This window comes from Aquihabitans sp. McL0605, from assembly GCF_049993875.1.
Taxonomy (GTDB): domain Bacteria; phylum Actinomycetota; class Acidimicrobiia; order Acidimicrobiales; family Iamiaceae; genus Aquihabitans.
Genome location: NZ_CP188252.1, coordinates 4,669,931 through 4,694,519, shown reverse-complemented (window position 1 = coordinate 4,694,519; position 24,589 = coordinate 4,669,931). Strand labels below are relative to the sequence as shown.

The window sequence follows — 24,589 nt, the reverse complement described above, 5'->3', positions numbered from 1 at the left end:
TGCTGCCAGGGCAAATGTCCACCTGACGAGCCGTCAGCTCGATTGGCCTAGCCTTCGGCCATCTGGGAAGGGGACCCTTGACCACCACTGACCAACTGTTCTCGGCGATCACCGATGGAGACGCCATCGTGATCGAGCGGATCCTGCGGGCCGAGCCGTCGCTCGCCGACGCGAGCCGCGACGGGATCACCCCGCTGCGCGCCGCGGCCTACGCCGGCCACGCCGATCTGGCCCAGCGGCTCGAGCTCCTCGGCGCCCGTCCCGACGCGTTCGACGCCGCCGCGCTGGGCGACGTCGACCGGCTGCGCGAGCTGATCGACATCGACCCCGACCTGCCCAAGGCCGTGGCCGGCGACGGGTTCACCGCCCTGCACCTGGCGGCCTGGTTCGGCCACCCGAAGGCAGCCGAGCTCCTCCTCGCCAAGAACGCCGATCCCGAGCGGATGGCGGCCAACGGCACCAACCTGCGGCCGCTCCACAGCGCTGCCGCGGGCGGCCATGCGGTCATCGCCCACCTGCTGCTCGACCGCGGCGCCGACATCGAAGCGGTCCAGGCCGGCGGCATCCGCCCGCTCCACTCGGCCGCCCACCGCAACGACGCGCCGATGGTCCGCCTCCTCCTCGATCGCGGCGCCGACCCCCGGGCCGCCACCGACGACGGCCGCACCCCCCGAGACCTCGCCACCGACCCCGACGTCCTCGCCCTCCTCCCCACCACCTGACCCCTCGGGGTGGGTCAGGGACGGTCGAGCAGGAGGACGAAGCCCGGGGCGTCGACGTGGAAGGAGCCCGTGACGGGCTTGGAGGCGGCTCCGCCTCGGGGGTCGGACGCGTCGAGCGCCGGCCACCAGGGGCCCTCGGGGAGGACGAAGTCGGCGGGGTCGGTGACGGCGAGCAGCACCAGCGCGGTGGCGTCGCCCTCGTCGGGGCCGGCGAGCAGCACCTGCATGCCGGGCTGGGCGGCATCGGTCCAGGCGCCGTCGTCGAACACGGAGCCGTCGGCCGTCAACCAGGTGATCTGGGGGTCGTCGGGTGCCACCCAGCCCGGGCGGCGGAGCGCGGCGTGGCGGGCGCGCAGCGAGACGGCCGATGCGGTCCACGCTGCGAGGTCCCAGTCGGCCTCGGGCCAGGGCAGGCCCCACTCGGCCGGCTCGAGGGTGTAGCCGTCGGCCACGCCGTCCTGGGAGCGACCGATCTCGTCGCCGCTGTTGATCATCGGCACGCCCTGGGCGCAGAGCAGGGTGCCGAGCAGCGCCCGCTGCCGGCGCCGCCGGCGCTGGGACACCTCGGGGTCGGCGGTGGGGCCCTCGAGGCCCGAGTTGGACGAGCGCTGGCCGTGCCCGCCGCCGATCGGGTCGGCGTAGGTGACGAGGTCGGCGAGGGTGAAGCCGTCGTGCGTGGCGATGGCGGTGACGCTCGCCGTGGCGTCTCGGTCCGGGCCCACAGACGCGCCGTCGTCGGGGCTCGTGGGCGGTTGGTGGCGGAACAGGTCGGCGCTGCCGGTGAGGCGGGCGGCGAGGCGCGGCCACCGGCCCGGCTCGCCGCGCCAGACGTCGCGGACGTCGTCGCGGAAGCGGTCGTTCCACTCGCGCCACGGCCCCGGGAACCGGCCGACGGCGTAGCCGCCCAGCCCGGTGTCCCACGGCTCGGCGATCAGGCGCGTGCCGGCCAGGCGCTCGTCGGCCGCCAGCTCGGCCAGGAACGGCGACGCCGGGCTGGGCCCGTCGTCCTCGCGGATCAACGTGGCCGCCAGATCGAACCGGAACCCGTCGATGCCGTACTCGGCGACCCAGCGGGCGAGCAGCTCGCGGACGAGGCGGCGCACCATCGGCGACCGGGTGTCGACCGCGTTGCCGCACCCGGTGACGTCGTCGTCGACCAGGCCTCCCTTGCCCTCGATGAGCCGGTACGTGCCCCGGTTGTCGAAGCCCCGCCACGACAGGATCGGCCCGCGACCCAGGCTGCCCTCGCACGTGTGGTTGAACACCACGTCGAGCCACACCTCGATCCCGGCCTCGTGCAGCGCGGCGACCGCTGACCGGAGCTCTCCGACCGGGCTCTCCCCCGCCGACGAGTAGCCGGCGTGGGGCGCGCCCCAGGCGAGCGGGTTGTAGCCCCACACGTTGCGCTGGCCCGCCGCCACCAGGCCCGACTCGCTGACGAAGTGCTGCACGGGCAGCAGCTCCACCGCGGTGGCGCCGAGCCGCTGGAGGTGGTCGATGACGACGGGCGCGGCCAGGCCCGGGTACCGGCCGCGGTGCTCGGCCCGCACCAGCGGGTGGCGGGCGGTGAGGTGACCGACGTGGGCCTCGTAGGCCACCGTCTCGGCCCAGTCGCGGCGCACGGCGACGGGCACCGGAGGAGCGGCGGGAGGGGCCACCACGACCGAACGGGGCACGAGCGGGGCCGAGTCGACGCCCGGGGTGACCAGCTCCTTGGTCCAGCGCAGCTCGCCCGTGACCCGTCGCGCCGCCGGGTCGACCAGGAGCTTGGCCGGATCGCAGGCGTGCCCCTCGGCGGGCTGGCCCGGTCCGTGGACCCGGAACCCGTAGCGCTGGCCGGCGCCGGCGCCGCCCACGACCGCGGTCCAGAGCCCGCCGTCGCCGGCGGTGAGGTCGACGCGATCGTGCTCGGTGCCGTCGCCGTCGAAGAGGCAGAGCTCGATGCGCTCGGCGACGCCGGACGCCACCACGAACCGCACGCCATCGGCCCCGACCGTGGCCCCGAGCACCTCGTCGCCCTCCCCTGCTGCTGCTCCACCCATGGAGGCCGCTACCCGGCGTCCGCGGTGACGAGACCCTGGAGGCGCAGACGGGAGCGCTCGATCTCGTCGCGCAGCACCCGCTCGATCAGCGGCTCGAACAGGCCCCCGCCGTAGTGCAGCTGCATCACCAGCGACGACTGGTCACCCTCGGACGAGACGTCGGCGGTGAGGCGCCACGGGCTGTGCTGGCGGCCGTCGAGCTCGGCCCGCTCGAACACCACCCGCTGCGGCTCCACCAGCTCCGTGCGCACCATGCGGAGCCGCTTCGTGCGCGCCAGCGGGCCCATGCGGCCGCGCAGATCGATCGACCACGACCCGTCGTCGTCGGCCTGGGCCTGGGTCACGATCTCGAGCCACTCGGGGTACGAGCTCAGGTCCTTGACCCAGGCGAAGATCGCGTCGGGCGGGCACGTGGCGGTGAGCTCGGCCTGGATGTCCACCTCGCCAGTGTGGTGCGTGGCGCCGAGGGCCCGAAACCACGGTCAGGCGCCGAGCAGGCCCAGCAGCTCCGAGCGCAGCGCCACGAACTCGGGGGCGGCCACCAGGTCGGGCGGACGAGGGCGGGCGAAGGTGACGGGGACGTCGGCGGTGAACCGGCCCGGTCGGGGCGACATGACCACGACGCGGTCGCCGAGCAGGAGCGCCTCCTCGACGTCGTGGGTGACCAGCAGCACCGTGCGCGCGCCGCCACCCGCGCCGGTCCCGGAGCCATCGACGGCCATCCACACCTCCTGGAGCCATGCCTGCATCTGTCGGCGGGTGAGGGCGTCGAGCGCCCCGAACGGCTCGTCGAGCAGCAGGACGGGCGCGGGGGTGAGGAAGGTGCGCAGCACCGCCACCCGCTGGCGCATGCCACCGGAGAGCTCCGTCGGCCACGCGTCCTCGACCCCCGCCAGGCCGAACCGTGACAGCAGGTGGCGGGCCTCGGCCTCGGCCTGGGCGCGGGGCACGCCCCCCACCTCGGCGCCGAGCGTGGCGTTGCCGAGCACGCGGCGCCACGGGAGCAGGTTGTCGCGCTGCGGGAGCCAGGCGCACGACCCCGGCGCGCCGGCCACGTCGATCCCGTCGACCGAGGCCGTCCCGGCATCGGGCACGAGCAGGCCCGCGAGGACGCGCAGCAGCGTGCTCTTCCCGCAGCCGCTCGGGCCCACGATGCTCACGATGGAGCCGGCCTCCACCGCGAGGTCGATGCCGTCGACCGCAGTGCCCGGATCGTCGCCGCTCGGCCACGCCACGGTGAGACCGGCCACCTCGACCGTCCCCGGCGGCCCGGGGACGGCACCGGTCACGTCACGACCCCGGCAGGTAGTCGTCGGTCCACGCCGCGCCGACATCGATCTGCTTGTCGATCAGGCCGGCCTCGAGGAGGAACGCCGAGAAGTCGTCCCAGACCTTCGCCTGCTGCTGGCCCCACGCCTTCGGGTCGTCGGCGTACCGGGTGGAGAGGTACGTCGAGCTGGCCTTCACCAGCTTGGGGTCGAGGTCGTGGGTCTGGGCGAGCAGGGCGGCGGAGGCCGCGTCGGGGTCGGCCATGGCCTCGCGGTAGCCGCGGGCGGTGGCCGCCATGAACGCCTTCAGATCGTCGGGACGCGACTGCTCGACCTTGGTGGAGGTGGCGAGCAGCGGGGTGTACCAGTCGGGGATGCAGTCGGTGTGGTCGATGAAGGGGATGGTGTTGGTCTTCACGCCCTGCTGCTGGAGGTGGATGCCGTCCCAGCCGTCGAAGATCCACACCGCGTCGTACTGGTTGCGCTCGAGGCCGACGCGGTAGTCGGACTCCCCGACGTCGACCGACTTCACCTTCTTGGGGTCGCCGCCGTCGCAGCGCACGAGCTTGTCGAGCAGCGCCGTCTCGAGCTGGCCGCCGTAGCCGCCGTAGGTCTTGCCCTCGAGGTCCTTCGGACGGGTGATGCCGTCGGACGCGAGCGACACCAGGCTCGACGTGTTGTGCTGGAGGATCGCAGCGATCGACTGGACCGGCAGGCCGGCCGCCCGGGCCGGGATGAGCTCCTCCTGGACCGAGACCGCCACATCGGCCTTGCCGCCCGCGAGCACCTGCAGGCTCCCGGCATCGCCCGGCTCGAGGAACGTCACGTCGAGCCCGGCATCGGCGTACCACCCCTTCTCCTTGGCCAGGTACATGCCGTTGTGGTTGGTGTTCGGCGACCAGTCGAGCACCACCTTGAACGAGTCGAGGGCGGCCTTCGATCCGTCGCCGGAGCCCGACGCGCCGGTGGCGGCGTCGCTCGAGCAGGCGGCCAGGCCACCGGCGGCGAGGGCGCCGAGCACGGCGATCACGGCGAGGGATCGACGACGGGTGCGGTTCATGGGGTCTCCTTGGGGGCAGGGCGGACGGTGGCGCGGCGGGGCCGCTCCCAGGGCACGGCGAGGCGGCCCAGGGCATCGACGGCGACGAAGAACAGGCCGCTGAAGATGGCGATGAGGACGACGGCCACGAAGAGCTGATCGATGGCGAACGACGTCTTGGCGTGGATGATCGTCTTGCCCAGCCCCTCGTCGGCGGCGCCTCCGCCGAGGTACTCGGCGATCACGGCGCCGCCCACGGCGTACGTGGCCGCGATGCGCAGGCCGCTGAAGAAGGCGGGCCGGGCGGCGGGGAGCTGGACGGTGCGCAGGACCGTGCGGGGCGATCCGCCCATCGAGCGCACCAGGTCGACCATGTCGTGCGGCGCCTCGTCGATGCCGTCGAGCGTGGCCACCAGCACCGGGAACAAGACGATGAGCACGACGAGCAGCACCTTGGGCATCGAGCCGTACCCGAACCACACGACCAGCAGCGGGGCCAGCACGACCAGGGGGACGGTCTGCGTCATGGCGACGAGCGGGTAGAGCACCTGGCGGGCGGGGCGGACCCGCGCCAGGAGCACGGCGAGCAGCACGCCGACGACGGCGCCGATCGCCAGCCCCAGCAGCGCGACCCACAGCGTGGGCCACGCCTTGCCCGGCAGCTGCGGTGCCTCGTCGACCGCCGCCGACCAGACGCGCACCGGCCCCGGCAGCAGGTAGGGCGCGGTGTGGCGGATCGACACCGCCGCCTGCCACAGCGCGACGAGCGCGGCGAACCCGAGCGCTGGCGGGAGCCAGCGCTTCCAGCGCGGGACGGGGCGGACGGCGGGCACGGCGAGCGCTCGGTCAGCCGCGGAACTTGCGGGTGAGGCGGTCCATGGTGGGGCCGCCGTCGTCGACGCCCTCGGCCAGCTTCACGATGCTGATCGTGAACTGGGCGCCGACGGCCAGCGTGGCCTCGTGCGCGGCGCGCAGCGCGGCCCAGACCTGGTCGGGGGTGCCCTCGAACGTGGTGCCCAGCGCGCTCACCTCGTGGTGGACGCCGCTGGCCTCGATGGCGGCGATGGCGGCATCGACGTGGGCGTGCGGGTCGTCGTCGGTACCGCTGGGACGGGGCAGGACCTGGAGCTCGGCGATCATCAGAGGGTTCCTTCGGGTGCTCGTGGGGTGGGGTCGTAGGGCGTGGTGCGGGGATCGATCGGCGGGGCGATCGTGGCGGGCTGGATGGCGGCCAGGACGCCGTCTCCGACCTGGACGACGGCGGTGCGCTCCACCAGCTCGTTGCTCATGGCCCGCGTGGTGCCGGCGACGAGGTCGGCCCCGGTGAGGGCCCAGCGGAGCCCTTCGGTGGTCACGCCGCGGGCGGGCCCGTGGGCGGGGAGCAGCGACACCTGCTCCCCCGGCGTGCCGGTCAGGACCCGCTCCTCGCCGGGCCGGACGACGCTCACCGTGGCGGCGCCGAGGAGGGCGGTCACGCGGAGGTGGCTGAGGTCTGGCGCGGTGAGCGCCAGCACGTCGGCGAGCAGGTGGTCGAGGCGACCGCCGCCCGAGCCGACGACGAGCAGGTCGTGGAGCAGCGCATCCGGTGCGAGCCGCTCGCTGATCAGCCGCAGCGCCAGCTCGATGTCGGTGGCGTCCTTGTCGGCGGGGTGCCGGTGGATCGTGGCGCCGGCCGCCTCCGCGTGGCGCAGGGCGTCGGCGGTGACGGAGTCGAGGTCGCCCACCACGTGGTGGGCGGTGATGCCCGCGGCCACGAGGCGGTCGAGGCCGGAGTCGGCCGCGACCACCACCGACCCGGGCGGGAGCGCACCGGGCAGGCGGACGGGCGCGGCCGGATCCCCGCCGATGGCGAGCAACACGAAGGGTTGTGGTGGCACGGGGCCAGGGCTGGTCATCGCATCCCTCCGCCGGCATTACCCGGGTCAGGTTCACGGGTCGGTGGCGGCACCTTTCGGTGACGGCCACCCTCTCAGCCCGACTCCTCGAGCTCCCCGGCGTGGTTCGTTGGGGTGCATCGTAGCGAGGGATCGCACGCGCTTGGACGAGGGACGGCGGCCCGGCGGCGGTCGGCACGGCCGGAGGGAGGCTCCGCACGGTCGGCGCCGGTCGACGCGGTCACGGCCCCGTACCATCACCCCATGGCTCCCCCGCCCGATGCTCCTGCCGATGCGGTGCTCTGGCAGGAGCAGGTCGAGCTCCCCGTGCTCGCCACGGCCCGCGCCGACGCGCCGCTCAGCGCACGGGTCGACGTCGCCGTGGTGGGAGGCGGCTACGCCGGGCTCGCCGCCGCGATCGAGATCGCCCGCGGAGGGCGATCGGTGCGGGTGTACGAGAAGGGGGAGCTCGGCTGGGGCGCGCACTCGCGCAACGGGGGCATGGCCATCCCCGAGCTCAAGGCCGGCCCGGCGTCGCTGCAGGCCAAGTACGGCGACCTGGGCCTGCGCATGCACCGCGAGGTCAACGAGGCGTTCGACCACCTCGAGGGCTTCATCGCCGACGAGCTGATCGACTGCGACTACGAGCGGACCGGCCAGCTCTACCTCGCCCACAGCCCTCGGCTCGTCCCGTACCTCCGCGACCTGGCGCAGGAGCACGCGGTCGGCTTCGGGGAGCCGGTCCACTTCGTCGAGCGCGATGCGCTCGTCGACGAGATCGGCTCCACCGCGTTCCACGGCGCCGTGGTCTACGAGCGCACCGGCGGCCTCCACCCGGCCAAGCTGCACGCCGGGCTGGTGGCGGCGGCGCTCGGATCCGGGGTCGAGATCGTCGACCGCTGCGCGGCGACCCACCTCGACGACCGGGGCAGCGGCACCCCGGGCGGCCGGTTCGGGCTGGCCACCGAGCGCGGCCCCGTCCACGCCGACCACGTGATCATCACCACCAACGCCTACGCCGACGGCCTGGTCCCTGAGCTGGCCAAGCGGGTCCTGCCCATCGGCAGCTTCATCGTGGCCACCGAGCCCCTCAGCGCAGAGGTGGCGGCTGCGGTCAGCCCGCGTCACCGCATGTTCGTCAACACGAAGAACCTGCTCTTCTACTGGCGGCTCTCCCCCGACGGCCGGATGCTGTTCGGCGGTCGGCGCAGCCTCCAGCACGCCACGGTCGCCGAGGCGGCCGACTACCTCGCCGCCTCCATGCGCGAGATCCACCCGCAGCTGGCCGAGGTGGCCGTCACCCACCGCTGGGGCGGCAACGTGGCGGTCACCCTCGACCGCATGCCCCACGTGGGCCAGGTCCGCGGCGCCTGGTACGCCACCGGGTGCAACGGGTCCGGCGTGGCCCTCAACACGTGGCTCGGCCACCGGCTCGGTCTGGTGGTGCTGGGCCACGCGCCGCCCCCCTCGTTCGCCGAGCTCAAGCACCGGCCGATCCCGGTGCACCGGGCCCGCAAGGCGTACCTGCCGCTCGTCGGCCAGTGGTTCCGCTACCAGGACCGCCCCTGACGCACGGAGCCGGGCTCCTAGAGCTTGATCATCACGTGCTTGAGCTCGGTGTAGTGCTCGATCGCGTGGATCGACATGTCCTTGCCGTAGCCCGAGTGCTTGAACCCGCCGTGGGGCATCTCCGAGACGATCGGGATGTGGTCGTTCACCCACACGGTGCCGAACTTCAGGTCCCGGGCCATGCGCATCGCGCGGCCCACGTCGCTCGTCCAGACCGATGCGGCGAGGCCGTAGTCGACGTCGTTGGCCCAGGCGAGCGCCTGGTCCTCGTCGGCGAAGCGCTGCACGGAGATGACCGGGCCGAACACCTCGCGCTGCACGATCTCGCTGCGCTGGTCGGCCCCCGCCAAGACGGTGGGGGCGTAGAACCAGCCGTCGCCGGCGACGGCGCGCCCACCGGCCACGACCTCGGCACCGTCGGCCACGGCGCGGTCGACCATGCCCACGATCCGGTCGCGCTGCTCCGACGACACGACGGGCCCGACCGCGGTGGCCGGGTCGAACGGGTCGCCGGTGAGCAGCGAGCCGGCCGCGTCGCCCAGCCGGGCGACCAGGTCGTCGTAGAGACCGGGGCCGGCCACCACGCGGCACGGGGCGGTGCAGTCCTGGCCGGAGTTGTAGTAGCCGGCTTCGGCCAGGGTGGCGACGACGGCGTCGAGGTCGGCGTCGTCGAACACCACCACCGGCGCCTTGCCGCCCAGCTCGAGGTGCACCCGCTTGAGCGATTCGGCGGCGTTGCGGGCGATGAGCTTGCCGGTGCCGACATCGCCGGTGAGCGACAGCATCGCCACGTCGGGGTGCTTGACCAGCCGGTCGCCGGCCGTCTCGCCCTGCCCGCACACCACGTTGAACACGCCGGGAGGGAAGATGTCGGCGGCCAGCTCGGCCAGGCGCAGGGCGGTGAGCGGTGTGAGCTCCGACGGCTTGAGGATGAACGTGTTCCCGGCGGCGAGCGCCGGGCCCAGCTTCCAGGTGGCCATGTTCAGCGGGTAGTTCCAGGGCGCGATGCCGGCCACCACCCCGAGCGGGTCGCGCCGGAGCATCGACGTGTGATCGGGCAGGTACTCCCCCGCCGCCGCGCCGGCGTCGAGGCACCGCGCTGCGCCGGCGAAGAAGCGGAGGTTGTCGACCGTGAGGTCGAACTCGAAGTCGACGATCGACGCGGGCTTGCCGACGTTGACCATCTCCAGGCGCTTCAGCTCGGGCAGATCGGCCTCCACCGCGGCGGCGAGGGCGAGCAGGTGCTCGCTCCGCTCGCGGGGAGTGGTCCGTCCCCAGGCGACGAACGCTTCCGCGGCCGCGGCGACCGCGGCGTCGATGTCGGCGGCCCCGCCGGACGGGACCGTGGCGACCACCTCGCCCGTGGCCGGGTTGACCACCTCGTCGGTCGCACCGTCCAGGGCGGGTTGCCACGCCCCGCCGATGTAGTGCTGGCCGTCCACCATCGCTGCGTGCCTCCAAGGCCGAGAAGTCGTCCGGCCATCCTGCGCGCTCGACGCGCCCATGGCAAGGGATTCCGTTGCGAAACACAATGGAAACGATTGATTCCTTGCCATGCCGGATGATCCGTGGAATGGTGCTCCCCATGCCTGGACGCGTGACCCACGCCACAGGATCCTGGACCGCCCGCCGCAACCGAGGACGCCCATGACGCTCGCCACCGCAGCCGAACCCGCCGTGGCCGCCGGCCCGAAGCCGGTCATCGAGATCGACGACGTGTCGAAGGTGTTCGCCGACTTCACCGCGGTCGACCGGGCCAACTTCACCATCGCCGAGGGCGAGTTCTTCTCGATGCTCGGCCCTTCGGGCTGCGGGAAGACCACCACCCTCCGGATGATCGCCGGCTTCGAGACCCCCACCTCCGGCTCCATCCGCCTCGAGGGCCAGGACGTCTCGAAGACGCCGCCCCACAAGCGCGACGTCAACACCGTCTTCCAGCAGTACGCCCTGTTCCCGCACATGAACGTGTGGGACAACGTGGCCTACGGCCCGCGGGCCCGCAAGGTGCCCAAGGACGAGGTCGCCCGCCGGGTCGACGAGCTCCTCGCCGTCGTGAAGCTGACCGACTTCTCCAAGCGCCGCCCCTCCCAGCTCTCCGGCGGCCAGCAGCAGCGAGTGGCGCTGGCTCGGGCCCTGGTCAACTTCCCGAAGGCGCTCCTGCTCGACGAGCCCCTCGGCGCCCTCGACCTGAAGCTGCGCCAGAGCATGCAGCTGGAGCTCAAGCGCATCCAGCGCGAGGTCGGGATCACGTTCATCTTCGTGACCCACGACCAAGAGGAAGCGCTCACCATGAGCGACCGGATCGCCGTCATGAACAAGGGCCGCGTCGAGCAGATCGGCACGCCCCGGGAGATCTACGACCGGCCCACCACCGTGTTCGTCGCCGGGTTCATCGGCCAGGCCAACCTGTGGCCGGCCCTGGTGAAGTCCAAGCAGGGCTCCACCACCACCGTCGAGGTGGCGGGCCGCCAGCTGCACGTCACCGACGACACCAGCGGCCTCCAGGTCGGCGACAGCGGCACCTTCATGGTCCGCCCCGAGCGCATGTACGTCGAACCGCAGCTCTCCGACCCCGATCGGTGGACCGTCGACGCGGTCGTCACCGAGACCGTCTTCCAGGGCCCGATCGTCCGCTACGAGCTGCGCCTGCCCGACGACTCGCTCGCCGTGGCCGCCGTGCCCGCCCGCCGAGACGGGCTTCCGATCCCGGGCGACACCGTCCAGGCCTCGTGGTCCGACGAGGCCTCGGTCCTGCTGCCCGGCAGCCCTGCCGATGCACCCTCCCCCACCCCCGTGGTGACCCCTACCCCCGACGCCGGCTGACCCCGCCAACCGAAGGAGCCCTTCCATGCCAGATCGACCCATCGACCCGGAGCTCGCCGCGGCCGTCGAGTTCACCAAGGGGCTCTCGCGCCGTCGCCTGCTGGCCTCGAGCGGCCTGGCCCTGGGTGCCGCCGCCCTCGGTCCCACGCTGCTGTCCGCGTGCGGCTCCAGCAGCAGCGGCTCCAAGGGCGACACGGGCCCGAACACCACGCCCACCAAGAAGCTGGTGATCAGCAACTGGGACGCCTACATCGACGAGGACGCCAACGGCGACGTCGCCGGGCCCGGCACCACCATCTCGAACTTCGAGAAGGAGACGGGCATCAAGGTCACGTACCGCAAGGACTTCAACGACAACGACGAGTACTTCAACAAGATCTACCTGCCGGTCCTCGGCAAGGGGAAGACCATCTCCGCCGACATCACGGTCCCCACCCAGTGGATGGCCGCCCGCATCATCGGGCTCGGCTGGATCGAGGAGCTGCTCCTCGACGAGATCCCCAACCACAAGAACCTCAACAAGGCCTACCTGAACCTGCCGTGGGATCCGGGGGCCAAGCACTTCATGCCGTGGCAGGCGGGCATCACCGGCATCGCCTACAACCCCAAGCTCACCGGGCGGGCGCTCAACAGCGCCAACGACCTCTACGACCCGGCGTTCAAGGGCAAGGTCACCTTCCTCACCGAGCTCCACGACGCCGTCGGCCTGACGATGTTCGGCCAGGGCAACAACCCCAAGGACGCCAAGCTCGACGACGTCAACAAGGCCCTCGCCAAGATCAAGGGCGCCGCCAACAGCGGCCAGATCCTCAAGTTCACCGGCAACGAGTACCTGCGCTCGCTCGAGAACGGCGACGTGGCCGTGGCCATGGCCTGGTCGGGCGACATCGCCCAGCTCGACCCCAAGCTCGGCATCAAGTTCATCATCCCCGACGAGGGCGGCATGCAGTGGTTCGACGCCATGACCGTCGCCAAGGGCGCCCCCAACTCCGTGGCCGCGGCCAAGTGGATGAACTACGTGTACGACCCCGAGAACGCGGCCCAGATCACCGAGTTCGTCCAGTACATCTCGCCGGTCGACGGTGTGAAGGAAGCGCTCGAGAAGAAGGGCGGCGACGCCGCCAAGCTGGCCTCCAACCCGCTGGTGTTCCCCGACGCCGAGACCCTCTCCCGGGTCGTCGTGTTCGGCGACCAGCCGCAGGCCGAGCAGATCGCCACCCAAAAAGCCTTCAACGACATCACCGGCTGATCCGATGGCCAGCAGCGGGCTCCGCAAGCGCAGGTTCCTCCCCTACGGGCTCATCACCCCGGGGATGCTCTGGCTGATCCTCTTCTTCCTGGTGCCCATGTGGACCCTGCTGAAGATCGCGCTGTCCACGAAGCCCAACGCGTTCCTGCCCGAGTACGACCTGACGTGGCGGTGGGCCAACTTCTCCGACGCCACCAGCCGCTTCCAGCCCGAGCTGATCCGGTCGTTCGCCTATGCCGGGATCGCCACCGTGCTGTGCATCATCATCGGCTACCCGCTCGCCTACTTCTTGGCCTTCCGGGCCGGGAGGTGGCGAGCGGCGCTGCTCGGCATGGTGATGATCCCGTTCTTCATCTCGTTCCTGATCCGCACCATCGCCTGGCAGACCATCCTCGGCCAGCAGGGGCCGGCGCTGTGGTTCGTGCACACCACCCACACCACCGGGGTCACCAACTTCCTGCGCATCACCGAGAACGGGACCTTCTTGAACACGCCCCAAGCGGTGGTGTTCGGCCTGGCCTACAACTTCGTGCCGTTCATGATCCTGCCGATCTACGTGAGCCTCGAGAAGATCGACCCGGGCCTGATCAGCGCCGCCCAGGACCTCTACTCCACCCCGGCCAAGGCGTTCCGCAAGATCGTGCTGCCGCTGTCTCTGCCGGGCGTGTTCGCCGGCACCCTGCTCACCTTCATCCCCGCCGCCGGCGACTACATCAACGCCGAGCTGCTGGGCAACGTGCGCACCGGGATGATCGGGTCGCAGATCTCCAAGCTGTTCCTGAAGGAGAGCAACTACCCGGAGGCCGCCGCCCTGTCGTTCATCTTCATGACCATCATCACCGTCGGCGTGCTGATCTACGCCAAGGTGCTCGGGACCGATGAGCTGAGCGCATGACCGCCACCGTCGCTCCCGAGACCACCTCGCCCGTGCCGTCGGCGCCCGTTCCCGATCTCAAGGACCGCAAGGACCGCCGTCCGCTGCGGTCGTACTGGCTCGCGGTCTGGGCCGCCGTCGTCTACGCCTGGCTGTTCGCCCCGATCATCGTCGTGGTCCTGTTCTCGTTCAACGACCCGGTCGGCAAGTTCAACACCCAGTGGAACCGGTTCACGCTCGACAACTGGGCCCACCCCTTCCGCAAGGCCGACTACACGCAGGCGCTCGTCACCAGCCTCAAGGTGGCGTTCGTCGCCTGCTTGGTGGCCACCGTGCTCGGCGGGCTCATGGCCCTGGCCATCTCCCGCTACCAGTTCCGGGGCAAGGGCCTCGTCAACATCATCCTGGTCCTGCCCCTGACCACGCCCGAGATCGTCATGGGCTCGTCGCTGTTCACGCTCTTCTTCGCCCAGAACGCCAACTTCGGGTTCACCACCGTCGTCATCGCCCACATCCTCTTCTGCCTGAGCTTCGTCGCGCTCACCGTGCAAGCGCGCGTCCGAGGTCTCGACTGGAACCTGGAGGATGCGGCGATGGACCTGGGATCGCCCCCGTGGCGGACCTTCCGGACCGTCACGTTCCCGCTGATCCTCCCGGGCATCGCCGCCGCCGGCCTGCTCTCGTTCGCCCTGTCGATCGACGACTACATCATCACGTCGTTCGTGGCCGGCGACTCCACCACGACGTTCCCGATGCGCATCTTCAACGCCAACAAGACCGAGATCCCCCCGCAGGTCCACGTGATCGCCTCGGCGATCCTCATCGTGACCTTCGGCCTCATCACCATCGGTGCCGCGCGGACCTTGCGGCGATCACGGCCAGGGTGACAAGTGATTCCGTCGTCATTTCTTCAGTCCACAACAGATTCACTTGCTGATCGGGATCTCATCGCCGACAATCGTTGCAACCGTTCTCTTCCCTGGAGGCTCCCGTGAGCGCCACCCCTTCCCCAGCAGACCTGCAGACCATGGCCAAGGAGCACCTGTGGGGGCACTTCTCCAAGCTGACCCCCGAGGACGACGGCAACGTCACCATCATCGAGCGCGGTGACGGCTGCTACGTCTGGGACACCAACGGCAAGCGCTACCTCGACGGCCTGGCCGGGCTGTTCACCGTCCAGGCGGGCCACGGCCGCCACGAGCTGGCCAAGGTGATGTCGGAGCAGGCCGAGAAGCTGGCCTACTTCCCGGTCTGGACCTACGCCCACCCCACCGCGGTCGAGCTGGCCGCCCGGCTGGCAGCCCTCGCCCCCGGCGACCTCAACCGCGCGTTCTTCACCACCGGTGGCGGCGAGGCCGTCGAGTCGGCGTGGAAGCTGGCGCGGCAGTACCACGTCGCCATGGGCCAGACCGGCCGCCACAAGGTGATCTCGCGCCACCTCGCCTACCACGGCGCCACCATCGGGGCCCTCTCGATCACCGGCCTCGACGCCATCAAGGACGTCTTCGCCCCGCTGCTCCCCCAGGGCAACATCAAGGTCCCCAACACCAACTCCTACCGCTACACCGACACGTCGCCCGAGGCGCTGCTCATGCCGGCCGAGGCCATCGAGGCCGCCATCATCGAGGCCGGCCCCGAGACCGTCGCCGCCGTGTACCTCGAGCCGGTCCAGAACTCCGGCGGCTGCTTCACGCCGCCCGACGGCTACTTCGCCCGGGTCCGCGAGATCTGCGACACCCACGGCGTCCTGCTCGTCAGCGACGAGGTCATCTGCGCGTTCGGCCGCCTGGGATCGATGTTCGGCGCCGACCGCCTGGGCTACCAGCCCGACATGATCACGATGGCCAAGGGCCTCACGTCGGGCTACTCCCCCCTCGGAGGCGTGATGGTGTCGGACCGCATCGCCGAGCCGTTCATCGAGAACGACGAGATCTTCCTCCACGGCATCACCTTCGGCGGCCACCCCGTCAGCTGTGCGGTCGCCCTCGCCAACCTCGACATCCTCGAAGGCGAGAACCTCATCGGGAACGTCCAGACCAACGAGGACCTGTTCCGCAGCACGCTCGAGGACCTGCGCGACCTCCCGATCGTCGGCGACGTCCGGGGCATGGGCTACTTCTACGGCATCGAGCTGGTGAAGGACACCGCCACCAAGGAGACCTTCACCGACGCCGAGGCCGACCACCTCCTCCGAGACAAGCTCACGCCAACCCTCATCGCCAACGGGCTGCTCTGCCGGGCCGACGACCGAGGCGAGCCCGTCATCCAGCTGTCGCCGCCCCTCACCGCCGGGCCCGAGGAGTTCGAGGAGATGGCGCGCGTGATCCGGATCGCGCTCCTCGACGCCATGGACGAGATGGAGCGCACCCGAACGATCGCCGTCTCCTCGCCCGCGCACGAGACGAAGCTCCCCTGATGCCCGCACCGCTGCTGGTGGGCGTCCCCACCGAGATCAAGGCCGACGAAGGGCGCGTGGCCCTCACCCCCGACGGCGTGCGCGAGCTGCACGGGCACGGGGTCGACGTCGTCATCCAGGCGGGGGCCGGCAACGGCGCCTCGATCCCCGACGACGACTTCAAGGCCGTCGGTGCCGAGATCGTGGCCACGGCCGACGAGGTCTGGGAGCGCGCCGGCCTCATCTGCAAGGTCAAGGAGCCCCAGGCGTCGGAGCTGGCGTACCTGCGAGCCGACCAGGTGCTGTTCACGTACCTGCACCTCGCCGCCTACCCCAAGGTGGCCGAGGCCCTGATCGAGGCCGGGACCACCGGGATCGCCTACGAGACGGTGCAGACCGCCGACGGACTGCTCCCCCTCCTCGCCCCGATGAGCGAGGTGGCGGGCCGCATGTCGATCCAGGTCGGCGCCCACTTCCTCGAGCGCCACAACGGCGGGCGCGGCGTCCTGCTCGGCGGCGTGCCCGGCGTCCGACCGGCGAGCGTCTGCGTGCTCGGCGCCGGCAACGTCGGCTGGAACGCGGCGTGGATGGCCGCCGGGCTCGAGGCCGAGGTCGACGTGCTCGACAAGAACGTCGACCGGCTCCGCCACGTCGACCAGATCCAGATGGGCCGCGTCACCACGCTCACGTCCAACCGCGGCATGGTCGAGCGGGTCGTCACCCAAGCCGACCTCGTCATCGGCGCCGTGCTCGTCGCCGGCGGCCGCGCCCCCGTGGTGGTCGACGAGGACCTGGTCCGGGCCATGAAGCCCGGCGCCGTGGTGGTCGACATCGCCATCGACCAGGGCGGCTGCATCGCCACGTCGCACGAGACCAGCCACCACGACCCGGTCTTCGAGAAGCACGGCGTCATCCACTACGCCGTGGGGAACATGCCCGGCGCGGTGCCGCACACCTCCACCTACGCGCTCACCAACGTCACCCTCCCCTACCTGGCCGAGCTGGCGTCGCTCGGCGTCGCCGGCGCGGTGGAGAAGGACCCGGCGCTGGCCCTCGGGGTCAACACCATGGGCGGCCAGGTCGTGAACGAGTCGGTCGCCGAGGCCATCGGCAAGGCCGGCCGACCCCTGTCCGACGCGCTCGCCGCCGCCGGGACCGTCTGACGATGGGCTCCGGCGCGGGACCCCGCCGCAACGGGCGCGCGGCCGTGGCCGCCGCGCCCGCGCTCGACGAGATCGACAAGGCCATCATCCGGGCGCTGCAGGTCGATGGGCGCATGAGCTACGCCAAGCTCGGCCCCGAGGTGGGCCTGTCGCAGGCTGCGGTCCGCCAGCGGGTGCAGCGCCTCACCGACTCCGGCGTGATGCAGGTGGTGGCGGTCACCGACCCCCTGTCGGTGGGCTTCACGGTCCAGGCCATGATCGGCGTGCGCGCCGAGGGCGACCTGCGCGTGCTGGCCGCCAACCTCGGCGCCATCACCGAGATCGACTACGTGGTGATCGCCTCGGGCGCCTACGACCTGCTGCTCGAGGTGGTGTGCGAGGACACCGACCACCTCCTCGCCCTCGTCAACGACGTCATCCGCGCCACCCCCGGAGTGCGCAGCGCCGAGGTCTTCACCTACCTCGACCTGGTCAAGCAGACCTACACCTGGGGCACCCGCTAGCGCGGCGCCTCCACCGGTCCCCCCAACGACGGGTCGGGATGGCCGCAGGCCCCCCGCCAGCGCCACCCGACCCGTCACCTTCGCGTTCATCCCCAGGTGACGGCCCCGCTCGGTACCGTGACCGGGTGGAGCTGCTGCCGGCGGAAGACGTCACGCCCTCGTGCGCTCGGCCGGTGCGGCGGGCGATCATGCTCCAGGGGTGGCACGACCTGGCCTCGATCCACTGGCGCTACGACCCGGCGGTGGTGCAGGCGCTGCTGCCCGACGGGTTCCGGGTCGACACGTTCGACGGCTCGGCGTGGGTGGGTGTGCTGCCGTTCCAGATGGATCGGGTGCGGTTCCCGCGCCTGCCGGCGTTCGGGCCGCTGTCGACGTTCCCCGAGACGAACGTGCGCACCTACCTGACCGATCCGGCCGGTCGACGGGCGGTGTGGTTCTGCAGCCTCGACATCACCCGGCTGATCACCGCGCTGGTCGCCCGGGCCAGCTACCGGCTCCCCTACTGCTGGGCGACGATGACGATCGAGGGCTCGGCGGCCGCCACCGGGCGCCCCGTGGTGCCCGGCGCCGTGGTCTCGTACCGCTCACGTCGACGGTGGCCAGCGGCGGACGCGTCCACCGACATCTCGGTGCGCGTCGGTGAGGCCATCGCCCCCGCCGACGCCAGCGACCTCGACCACTTCCTCAGCGCCCGCTGGGCGCTCGGCACCACGTTCGGCCGTCGGCTGATGTGGGCCGATGTCGAACATCCCCCATGGCCGCTGCACCGCGCCGAGCTCCTGCGCGGCGACGAGACCCTGGTGACCGCGGCCGGCCTGCCGGCCCCCGAGGGCGACCCCTACGTGCTGTGGTCGCCCGGCGTCGACGTGCGCATCGCCGTCCCCCGACGGGTCCGGACCTGAGCGCGCCTCCACCCAGGGGCGGTCAGAGGTCGCGCTCGTAGACGATGTCGCCGACGTGGGTGGCCACCTGGTCGTAGAGGGCCCGGGCGGTGGCGTTCGAGGTGCGGGTGTGCCAGTAGAGCTTCTCGGCGCCCGCGGCCCGGGCGGCGTCGGCGGTGGCCTCGATGAGCGCCCGACCCGCCCCCGACCCCCGCGAGTCGGGCGAGACGAACAGGTCCTCCAGGTAGCAGTACGGCGCGACGCCCCAGGTGGAGCGGTGGAACAGGTGGTGGCAGAACCCGATGAGGTTGCCGTCGACGAACGCCCCGATGGCGGCCATCGGCTCCGCCGAGTCGAAGAACCGCCCCCAGGTGAGGTCGGTCGTGCTGTCGGGCAGCTCGGTCTCGTAGAAGACCAGGTAGCCCTGCCACAGCGGGTCCCACGCATCTCGGTCGGCGGGCACGAGCGGTCGGATCGAGAGCGTCACCCACCCAGCATCGCACCCGCACCCCTCGGGTGGGCTGGCAGGATGGCCGGCATGCAGCGCACCATCTTCACCGACGAGCACGACATGTTCCGGGAGGCGTTCCGCCAGTTCGTCGACAAGGAGATCGTGCCGGGGTTCCTCCAGTGGGAGCACGACGGGATCGTCCCCCGTGAGCTGTTCGCGGCGGCCGGTGCGTCGGGGTTCCTGGGCATGGACGTGCCCGAGGCGCTCGGTGGCGGCGGCGTCGACGACTTCCGCTACAACCTCATCATCGGCGAGGAGCTCCAGCGCTCCGGCACCGGTGGCGCCGGCCTCGGCATCACGCTCCACAACGACATCTGCCTGCCGTACTTCACCTCCCTGTGCACCGACGAGCAGAAGGAGCGGTGGCTTCCGGGCATCTGCTCGGGCGAGCTGATCACGGCCATCGCCATGACCGAGCCGGGCATCGGTTCCGACCTGGCGTCGATGGGCACCACCGCCATCCGCGACGGCGACAGCTACGTCGTCAACGGATCGAAGACGTTCATCACCAACGGCATCAACGCCGACCTCGTGATCACCGCGGTCAAGACCGACCCCTCCCAGCGCCACAAGGGGATGAGCCTCGTCGTCCTCGAGCGCGGCATGGAGGGCTTCGAGCGGGGCCGCAACCTCGACAAGGTCGGCCTCCACAGCCAGGACACCGCCGAGCTGTTCTTCACCGACGTGCACGTCCCCGTGGCCAACCTGCTCGGCACCGAGGGCCAGGGGTTCGTGCACCTGGTCCGCAACCTGCCCCAGGAGCGCCTGTCGATCGCCGCCTCCGCGGTGGCCGCCGCCGAGGCCGCGCTCGGGTGGACGCTCGAGTACGTCAAGGAGCGCAAGGCGTTCAACCAGCCCGTCGGCTCGTTCCAGAACAGCCGCTTCAAGCTGGCCGAGATGCGCACCGAGATCGACATCGCCCAGGCGTTCGTCGACCGCTGCATCCAGGGGCTCAACGACGGGACGCTGACCGCCGAGGAGGCCGCCGAGGCCAAGTGGTGGTGCACCGAGCTCCAGAAGCGCACCGTCGACACCTGCGTCCAGCTGCACGGCGGCTACGGCTACATGCTCGAGTACCCCATCGCCCGGGCCTACACCGATGCCCGCATCACCACCATCTACGGCGGCACCACCGAGATCATGAAGGAGATCATCGGCCGCTCCCTCGGCGTCTGACCGAGCCCCGCCGCGGGCACCACCCCGCCGCCACGGGCTCAGGTCGGGGCGCCACCCGACCCTAGAGTCGCGCCGTGCCCCGGCGACTGTGGAACGAGGACCGCTGGGCCCTGGGCATCGTCGCGGTGGCGACCGCCGTGCACGCCGTCGCCTGGGGCTTCCGGACCGCACCGATGGGCGACTCCGCCCAGTACCGCGCTGATGGCCTGAGCATCGTCGGCGGGTGGCACCACCTCACCGACCGCGCACCGGGCTATCCGTTGGTCCTGTGGGCCACCGGCTCCCTGCACCGTGAGACCGTCCTGCTGTTCGTGCTCCAGGCGATCCTGCACGCCGGATCGGTGCTGCTCGTGGTCGACGTCGCCTGGCGGCTCGGCGTGTCGAGGGTCGGTCGTGCCGTCGTGGCCGGCCTGCTCGTGGTGCTGCCCGCCATGGTCCTCGTCCGCTCGAGCGGCAGCGAGGCCATCTCCCAGTTCCTGGTCGTGGTCGCGGTGTGGGCCGTGGTGCGGTGGCTCGACGACCGGTCCTCGCGCCTGCTCGTGGTCGCCGGCGCCGCCAGCGCGGCGGGCGTCTGGGTGCGGCCATCGATGGCGCTGGTCCCCCTGGTCCTCGCGGTCGCGGTGACCGTGAGCCTCCCCGCCCGCCGTTCCGGCCCGGCCGGCGCCCCGCCCCGGCGACCACGCGTCCGGGCTGCTGCGCTCGTCCTCGGCCCTGCCGTGCTGGCCTTCGTCCTGCTGGTGGGGATCGACGCCGTCCGCTTCGACCGACCCGAGGCCAGCCCGCTGACCGGGTGGTACCTCTCGTCCCGCACCAGCACGTTCGTCGACGAGCTCCCCCCGCGCTACGAGCCGGGTCGGAGCATCCTGGTGGCCGAGCGCGACCGCCAGCTGCTGCTGGGCGATCGCTACGACGCCCCGAACTACGCGTTCTCAGTCCGCGATGACCTGGGCGCCGCGCTCGGCCGGGACCGAGCCGGGACGGACCGGTGGATGCTCGATGCCAACCTGTACCTGATCACGCACCATCCGCTCGAGTACGTCGCCTCCATCGGGCCCGCGGTGATCCGCTTCACCGACATCGACTCGCAACCGGCGGTGCAGGGCCTCGGGACGGCCGCGACCTGGGTGCTCCAGATCGGGCACCTCCTGCTCCTCTCGGCGTTCGCCCTCCAGGCGGTGCTCGCGCCCGGGATCCTGCTCAGCGAGCGCGGTCGTCCGGGCGTCCGCCGGCGGGCCGCCGGCCTGGCCCTGTGCGTGCTCGTCGTGGCTGCGGTCGCGGCCCCGGCCGTGCTGCTCGAGACCGGGGCGGCCCGGCTGCGCTCGCCCGTCGATCCGCTCCTGGCCCTGCTGCTCGTGGCGGGCTGGGAGATCGTCGGGCGCGCCATCCGGCGGCCCGTCCCGCCGACGTAGCCCTCGCCCGCCCCCGGCATCCGCTCAGCGGCGGAGGAGGTCCTTGGCGATGTGGGTGATCTGGATCTCGTCGGTGCCCGCGTAGATCTGCAGGACCTTGGAGTCGCGGGCGAGCTGCTCGACGCGGAACTCGCTCATGTAGCCGTTGCCGCCGAAGATCTGGACGGCTTCGAGCGCCACCTCGGTGGCGGCGCGGGCGGAGTAGAGCTTCATGGCGCTGGCCTCGGCCAGGGTCATGGAGTGGCCGGCCGCGCTCATCTCGATGGTGCGGAACACCAGGTTCTCGACGTTGAGGCGGGCGACCTCCATCCGGGCGAGCTTGTCCTGGATGAGCTGGAAGTTGCCGATGGGCTCACCGAACTGCACGCGGTCCTTGGCGTACTGGACCGAGAGGGTGAGGCACTCCTCGATGATGCCGAGCGCCATGGCGGCCACGCCGGAGCGCTCCTGCATGAAGGTGGCCTTGGCGCCCTCGCGGCCACCGCTGGCCACGTCCTCGGTCTCGCCGATGAGCTGGTCGATGCCGACGCGCACGTCGTCGACGAACAGCTCGCCGGTGGGCGACGAGTGCATGCCCATCTTGCGCAGCGGCTTGCTCTGCTCGAGGCCGGGCGTGCCCGACTCGATCACGAACGAGAGGATCTTGCGGTCGGCGGGGGCGTTGCCCTCGTCGAGCTTGCAGACGAAGACGATGGTCTCGGCGTAGGGGCCGTTGGTGATGAAGGTCTTCGAGCCGTTGAGCACGTACTCGTCGCCGTCCTTGCGGGCGGTGGACTTCATCGATCCGAAGGCGTCGGAGCCGGAGCCGGGCTCGGTGATGGCCCAGGCGCCCACCTTGGCCATGCTGAGCAGGTCGGGCACCCACCGCTCCTTCTGGGCGATGGTGCCCTTGGAGCTGATGGCGGCCGAGGTGAGACCCATCGACACGCCCATGGCGGTGACCATCCCCGGGCAGACCTTGCAGAGCTCGATGATGGGGATGAGCGTGAGCGACGACGCGCCGCCGTCGCCGTCGCGCTTGGGCTTCTCGGGCGGGGTCTCGCCGGCGGCCACCGCGGCTTCGACGGCCCGCTCGAACTCCATCTGCTTGGCGAAGCGGTCCCGGGCGGACACGTCCATGCCGAAGTCCTTGAACAGCTTGCGCAGGACGTCGTAGGGCGGGGTGTCGCCGTGCTCGAACTCCTCGATCCGCGGGCGGATCTCCTTGTCGATGAACTGCCGGACAGCGCCTCGCACCATCTCCTGCTCTTCGGTCCACTGGTACATGGCGGTTTCCCCTCGTCCGGTCCGCGGGCACGGGCCCGCTGGTGCTGCCACGCTACCCACCCACTTGACCGCACGGTCAAGTTGGTGCGGTCCCGCTCGCCCGGAGCGTCCGCTGATCGGCTCGAGCGCCGCTGACCAGGGCGTCAGCCTCGTTCCGCGGGGCGAGGCGAGATCAGCCGGGTTGACCACGACGCCGGGCCGGTCCGTTTGGGACAATGGCCCGATGGGCATGAAGCGCAACGGTCGGGCGCTCGGGGCCGCGTGGGCGGCCGACGAGCTCGTCCTGCTCCGGCGCAACATCTGGAAGGCCGACATCCTCGAAGGCTTCGTCGTGGACCTCGACGACGGCTGGACGGTGATCAACGTGGTCTACGACGTCGGCCTCAACGGCTGGTCGGTCGTCCGGCTCAGCACCCTCCGCGAGGTGGAGCGCCAGCCCCCCACCTCGTTCCTCTCCCGTGCCCTGGTCCGGTTCGGCGAGCAGCCCGAGCCGCTCGACGCCGACCTGTCGTCGTGCGAGGCCGTGATCCGTTCGCTGGCGGTGTCGTTCCCGCTGCTGACGATCTTCACGGAGGCCGACGACCCCAGGGTGTGCGCCGTGGGCCGTCCGGTGCGGCTGACCAAGTCGGCGGTCCACCTGCTCGACATCAGCGCCGAGGGGACCTGGGACGAGACCAAGCCCCGCCGGTTCCGCTACGACGACATCACGCGGATCGACGTCGGCGGGCGCTACGAGACTGCCCTCCACGAGCTCGGCGGGTACCCACCCGTCTCCGGGTGAAGCCCGCCGCGGGGCGCTGACGCGGCCCGGCCCGCGGGCACCACCTGGTGGTGGCGGCCGCGGGCCGGCTCGGAGGCGTTCGCACCCCGGGTGCGCTCGGTGTCAGCCCAGCGTGTCAGCCCAGGGTGTCAACCCAGGGTGGAGAGGTAGGCGCCGAGCTGGTCGACGATGCCGTTCGTCCCCTCCTCACGACCGACCGGGTCGTGGTGGCCGTCGAGGAACGCACCGTGCTCGGTGTGGACGTAGCGGGTGCCGCCGTCGGCGGTGGGCTCGAGCTCGATGGTGGTGACCGAGAGCGAGGCGCGCTCGGGGCCGTTGGTCATGTCGTACGAGTAGACCATGCGCTCGTTCGGCACGATGTCGTAGTAGTGGAGGTAGAAGCCGACCTCGATGCCCTCGGGCGAACGGCTGACCTCGGTCTCGCCTCCTCCGGGGCGGAAGTCGAAGGAGCTCTCGAGCTGCTCCCAGTCGCCTCCGCCGAACCACTTGGCCTTCTCGGCTGGGTCGGCGAACGCCTGGAAGACGCGCTCGGGTGAGGCGGCGAACGTGCGCTCGATGGTGAACGAGGCATGGATGGTGGAACGGTCGGTCATGGGTCTGTCCTTGCTTGGTGGTGGTTCGGGTGGGTGGTGTCGGTGTCGGTGGCGTCGGGGGTGTCGGTGGTCGGGTCGAGGAACGCCTCGAGCCGGTCGAGGCGGCGCTCGGTCGGGGTGCGGCGCTCGTGGAGCCACGCCTCGGTGCGGCGGAGCCCGTCACTGTCGACCTGGAAGGTGCGGACCCGGCCGAGCTTCTCGGAGCGGACCAGACCGGCCGCCTCGAGGACCGTGAGGTGCTGGACGACGGCCGACATGGTCATCTCCAGCGGCTCGTGGAGCTGGGTGACCGACGCCGGTCCGGCGATCAGGCGATCGACGAGCTGGCGCCGGGTCGGATCCGCCAGCGCCTGGAAGGCCAGGCTCAGCGGATCCGAATGCTTAAGCATGTACTTAAGTAATCACACCCAGCCTTCTCCGTCAACCCCTCTCTCCTCGACGGGTGGCATTG

General features: G+C 71.4%; 25 protein-coding genes. 13 read left to right on the top strand and 12 right to left on the bottom strand.

What is annotated here, in order from left to right; genetic code table 11:
- Positions 1–77: 77 nt before the first annotated feature.
- The gene (locus ACPPVX_RS21815; RefSeq protein ID WP_426572690.1) at positions 78–722 is read left to right on the top strand and encodes an ankyrin repeat domain-containing protein; all 645 of its coding nucleotides are present in this window, start codon (positions 78–80) and stop codon (positions 720–722) included.
- 14 nt (positions 723–736) lie between these two features.
- Here ACPPVX_RS21815 and ACPPVX_RS21810 read toward each other — a convergent pair whose 3' ends face one another.
- The 7 genes from ACPPVX_RS21810 to ACPPVX_RS21780 are packed head-to-tail and all read right to left on the bottom strand — an operon-like array spanning position 737 to position 6,930.
- Positions 737–2,764, bottom strand: a complete 2,028-nt coding sequence (locus ACPPVX_RS21810; protein ID WP_426572689.1) for a glycogen debranching protein — start codon at positions 2,762–2,764, stop codon at positions 737–739.
- Between the two features lie 8 nt (positions 2,765–2,772).
- Positions 2,773–3,204, bottom strand: a complete 432-nt coding sequence (locus ACPPVX_RS21805; protein ID WP_426572688.1) for an SRPBCC family protein — start codon at positions 3,202–3,204, stop codon at positions 2,773–2,775.
- A 42-nt stretch (positions 3,205–3,246) separates the two neighbouring features.
- Positions 3,247–4,053: an ABC transporter ATP-binding protein gene (locus ACPPVX_RS21800; RefSeq protein WP_426572687.1), complete on the bottom strand. Its 807-nt coding sequence runs from the start codon at positions 4,051–4,053 to the stop codon at positions 3,247–3,249.
- 1 nt (position 4,054) lies between these two features.
- Entirely contained in the window at positions 4,055–5,092 is a 1,038-nt protein-coding gene (locus tag ACPPVX_RS21795; protein ID WP_426572686.1) for an ABC transporter substrate-binding protein, read from the bottom strand.
- Entirely contained in the window at positions 5,089–5,904 is an 816-nt protein-coding gene (locus tag ACPPVX_RS21790) for an ABC transporter permease (RefSeq protein WP_426572685.1), read from the bottom strand. The genes ACPPVX_RS21795 and ACPPVX_RS21790 overlap by 4 nt, the downstream gene beginning before the upstream one ends.
- Before the next feature lie 13 nt (positions 5,905–5,917).
- A complete protein-coding gene (locus ACPPVX_RS21785; protein WP_426572684.1) occupies positions 5,918–6,211 on the bottom strand; it encodes a thiamine-binding protein in 294 nt (97 codons plus the stop codon).
- Positions 6,211–6,930 (bottom strand): thiamine diphosphokinase, encoded by a 720-nt coding sequence (locus ACPPVX_RS21780; RefSeq protein WP_426572683.1) that lies wholly within the window; start codon positions 6,928–6,930, stop codon positions 6,211–6,213. The genes ACPPVX_RS21785 and ACPPVX_RS21780 overlap by 1 nt, the downstream gene beginning before the upstream one ends.
- A gap of 279 nt (positions 6,931–7,209) precedes the next feature.
- Here ACPPVX_RS21780 and ACPPVX_RS21775 point away from each other — a divergent pair, with 279 nt between their 5' ends.
- Positions 7,210–8,514, top strand: coding sequence for an NAD(P)/FAD-dependent oxidoreductase (locus tag ACPPVX_RS21775; protein WP_426572682.1), 1,305 nt, complete (start codon positions 7,210–7,212; stop codon positions 8,512–8,514).
- A gap of 17 nt (positions 8,515–8,531) precedes the next feature.
- Here ACPPVX_RS21775 and ACPPVX_RS21770 read toward each other — a convergent pair whose 3' ends face one another.
- On the bottom strand, positions 8,532–9,959 hold the full coding sequence (locus ACPPVX_RS21770; RefSeq protein ID WP_426572681.1) for a gamma-aminobutyraldehyde dehydrogenase: 1,428 nt from the start codon (positions 9,957–9,959) through the stop codon (positions 8,532–8,534).
- A 202-nt stretch (positions 9,960–10,161) separates the two neighbouring features.
- On the opposite strand from ACPPVX_RS21770, the gene ACPPVX_RS21765 reads away from it, so the two are divergent.
- From ACPPVX_RS21765 to ACPPVX_RS21730, 8 genes are all read left to right on the top strand, one after another.
- A complete protein-coding gene (locus ACPPVX_RS21765; RefSeq protein ID WP_426572680.1) occupies positions 10,162–11,337 on the top strand; it encodes an ABC transporter ATP-binding protein in 1,176 nt (391 codons plus the stop codon).
- 25 nt (positions 11,338–11,362) lie between these two features.
- Positions 11,363–12,586: an ABC transporter substrate-binding protein gene (locus ACPPVX_RS21760; protein ID WP_426572679.1), complete on the top strand. Its 1,224-nt coding sequence runs from the start codon at positions 11,363–11,365 to the stop codon at positions 12,584–12,586.
- Between the two features lie 4 nt (positions 12,587–12,590).
- The gene (locus ACPPVX_RS21755) at positions 12,591–13,481 is read left to right on the top strand and encodes an ABC transporter permease (protein WP_426572678.1); all 891 of its coding nucleotides are present in this window, start codon (positions 12,591–12,593) and stop codon (positions 13,479–13,481) included.
- Complete coding sequence (locus ACPPVX_RS21750; protein WP_426572677.1) at positions 13,478–14,347, top strand: ABC transporter permease; 870 nt, start codon at positions 13,478–13,480, stop codon at positions 14,345–14,347. Before ACPPVX_RS21755 ends, ACPPVX_RS21750 begins: the two co-directional genes overlap by 4 nt.
- Before the next feature lie 140 nt (positions 14,348–14,487).
- Positions 14,488–15,876 (top strand): aspartate aminotransferase family protein, encoded by a 1,389-nt coding sequence (locus ACPPVX_RS21745; RefSeq protein WP_426575069.1) that lies wholly within the window; start codon positions 14,488–14,490, stop codon positions 15,874–15,876.
- Entirely contained in the window at positions 15,876–17,018 is a 1,143-nt protein-coding gene (gene ald / locus ACPPVX_RS21740) for an alanine dehydrogenase (RefSeq protein WP_426572676.1), read from the top strand. The genes ACPPVX_RS21745 and ald overlap by 1 nt, the downstream gene beginning before the upstream one ends.
- 2 nt (positions 17,019–17,020) lie before the next feature.
- The gene (locus tag ACPPVX_RS21735) at positions 17,021–17,521 is read left to right on the top strand and encodes an Lrp/AsnC family transcriptional regulator (RefSeq protein ID WP_426572675.1); all 501 of its coding nucleotides are present in this window, start codon (positions 17,021–17,023) and stop codon (positions 17,519–17,521) included.
- Between the two features lie 125 nt (positions 17,522–17,646).
- The gene (locus tag ACPPVX_RS21730; RefSeq protein ID WP_426572674.1) at positions 17,647–18,423 is read left to right on the top strand and encodes a YqjF family protein; all 777 of its coding nucleotides are present in this window, start codon (positions 17,647–17,649) and stop codon (positions 18,421–18,423) included.
- Between the two features lie 22 nt (positions 18,424–18,445).
- Here the strand turns inward: ACPPVX_RS21730 and ACPPVX_RS21725 are convergent, their stop codons facing one another.
- Positions 18,446–18,889 (bottom strand): N-acetyltransferase family protein, encoded by a 444-nt coding sequence (locus ACPPVX_RS21725; protein WP_426572673.1) that lies wholly within the window; start codon positions 18,887–18,889, stop codon positions 18,446–18,448.
- A 51-nt stretch (positions 18,890–18,940) separates the two neighbouring features.
- Between ACPPVX_RS21725 and ACPPVX_RS21720 the strand changes: the two genes are divergently transcribed.
- A complete protein-coding gene (locus ACPPVX_RS21720) occupies positions 18,941–20,089 on the top strand; it encodes an acyl-CoA dehydrogenase family protein (protein ID WP_426572672.1) in 1,149 nt (382 codons plus the stop codon).
- A gap of 74 nt (positions 20,090–20,163) precedes the next feature.
- Positions 20,164–21,498: a hypothetical protein gene (locus ACPPVX_RS21715; RefSeq protein WP_426572671.1), complete on the top strand. Its 1,335-nt coding sequence runs from the start codon at positions 20,164–20,166 to the stop codon at positions 21,496–21,498.
- Positions 21,499–21,522: 24 nt separating this feature from the next.
- On the opposite strand, the gene ACPPVX_RS21710 is transcribed toward ACPPVX_RS21715, so the two are convergent.
- Complete coding sequence (locus tag ACPPVX_RS21710) at positions 21,523–22,764, bottom strand: acyl-CoA dehydrogenase family protein (protein ID WP_426572670.1); 1,242 nt, start codon at positions 22,762–22,764, stop codon at positions 21,523–21,525.
- A 223-nt stretch (positions 22,765–22,987) separates the two neighbouring features.
- On the opposite strand from ACPPVX_RS21710, the gene ACPPVX_RS21705 reads away from it, so the two are divergent.
- Positions 22,988–23,545: a hypothetical protein gene (locus ACPPVX_RS21705; RefSeq protein ID WP_426572669.1), complete on the top strand. Its 558-nt coding sequence runs from the start codon at positions 22,988–22,990 to the stop codon at positions 23,543–23,545.
- Between the two features lie 128 nt (positions 23,546–23,673).
- Here ACPPVX_RS21705 and ACPPVX_RS21700 read toward each other — a convergent pair whose 3' ends face one another.
- Together ACPPVX_RS21700 and ACPPVX_RS21695 are read right to left on the bottom strand one after the other, a co-directional pair.
- Complete coding sequence (locus tag ACPPVX_RS21700) at positions 23,674–24,138, bottom strand: SRPBCC family protein (RefSeq protein ID WP_426572668.1); 465 nt, start codon at positions 24,136–24,138, stop codon at positions 23,674–23,676.
- Positions 24,135–24,527 carry an ArsR/SmtB family transcription factor gene (locus ACPPVX_RS21695; protein ID WP_426572667.1) on the bottom strand — a complete coding sequence of 131 codons (393 nt, stop codon included), beginning with the start codon at positions 24,525–24,527 and terminating at the stop codon, positions 24,135–24,137. The genes ACPPVX_RS21700 and ACPPVX_RS21695 overlap by 4 nt, the downstream gene beginning before the upstream one ends.
- Between the last annotated feature and the right edge of the window lie 62 nt (positions 24,528–24,589).

Excerpts from the sequence above, each read along its gene's own strand:
- ACPPVX_RS21810 (WP_426572689.1), bottom strand. The coding sequence starts at position 2,764 with ATGGGTGGAGCAGCAGCAGGGGAGGGCGACGAGGTGCTCGGGGCCACG.
- ACPPVX_RS21795 (WP_426572686.1), bottom strand. The coding sequence starts at position 5,092 with ATGAACCGCACCCGTCGTCGATCCCTCGCCGTGATCGCCGTGCTCGGC.
- ACPPVX_RS21785 (WP_426572684.1), bottom strand. The coding sequence starts at position 6,211 with ATGATCGCCGAGCTCCAGGTCCTGCCCCGTCCCAGCGGTACCGACGAC.
- ACPPVX_RS21775 (WP_426572682.1), top strand. The coding sequence starts at position 7,210 with ATGGCTCCCCCGCCCGATGCTCCTGCCGATGCGGTGCTCTGGCAGGAG.
- ACPPVX_RS21770 (WP_426572681.1), bottom strand. The coding sequence starts at position 9,959 with ATGGTGGACGGCCAGCACTACATCGGCGGGGCGTGGCAACCCGCCCTG.
- ACPPVX_RS21765 (WP_426572680.1), top strand. The coding sequence starts at position 10,162 with ATGACGCTCGCCACCGCAGCCGAACCCGCCGTGGCCGCCGGCCCGAAG.
- ACPPVX_RS21760 (WP_426572679.1), top strand. The coding sequence starts at position 11,363 with ATGCCAGATCGACCCATCGACCCGGAGCTCGCCGCGGCCGTCGAGTTC.
- ACPPVX_RS21755 (WP_426572678.1), top strand. The coding sequence starts at position 12,591 with ATGGCCAGCAGCGGGCTCCGCAAGCGCAGGTTCCTCCCCTACGGGCTC.
- ACPPVX_RS21750 (WP_426572677.1), top strand. The coding sequence starts at position 13,478 with ATGACCGCCACCGTCGCTCCCGAGACCACCTCGCCCGTGCCGTCGGCG.
- ACPPVX_RS21745 (WP_426575069.1), top strand. The coding sequence starts at position 14,488 with ATGGCCAAGGAGCACCTGTGGGGGCACTTCTCCAAGCTGACCCCCGAG.
- ald (WP_426572676.1), top strand. The coding sequence starts at position 15,876 with ATGCCCGCACCGCTGCTGGTGGGCGTCCCCACCGAGATCAAGGCCGAC.
- ACPPVX_RS21735 (WP_426572675.1), top strand. The coding sequence starts at position 17,021 with ATGGGCTCCGGCGCGGGACCCCGCCGCAACGGGCGCGCGGCCGTGGCC.
- ACPPVX_RS21720 (WP_426572672.1), top strand. The coding sequence starts at position 18,941 with ATGCAGCGCACCATCTTCACCGACGAGCACGACATGTTCCGGGAGGCG.
- ACPPVX_RS21710 (WP_426572670.1), bottom strand. The coding sequence starts at position 22,764 with ATGTACCAGTGGACCGAAGAGCAGGAGATGGTGCGAGGCGCTGTCCGG.
- ACPPVX_RS21705 (WP_426572669.1), top strand. The coding sequence starts at position 22,988 with ATGGGCATGAAGCGCAACGGTCGGGCGCTCGGGGCCGCGTGGGCGGCC.
- ACPPVX_RS21700 (WP_426572668.1), bottom strand. The coding sequence starts at position 24,138 with ATGACCGACCGTTCCACCATCCATGCCTCGTTCACCATCGAGCGCACG.
- ACPPVX_RS21695 (WP_426572667.1), bottom strand. The coding sequence starts at position 24,527 with ATGCTTAAGCATTCGGATCCGCTGAGCCTGGCCTTCCAGGCGCTGGCG.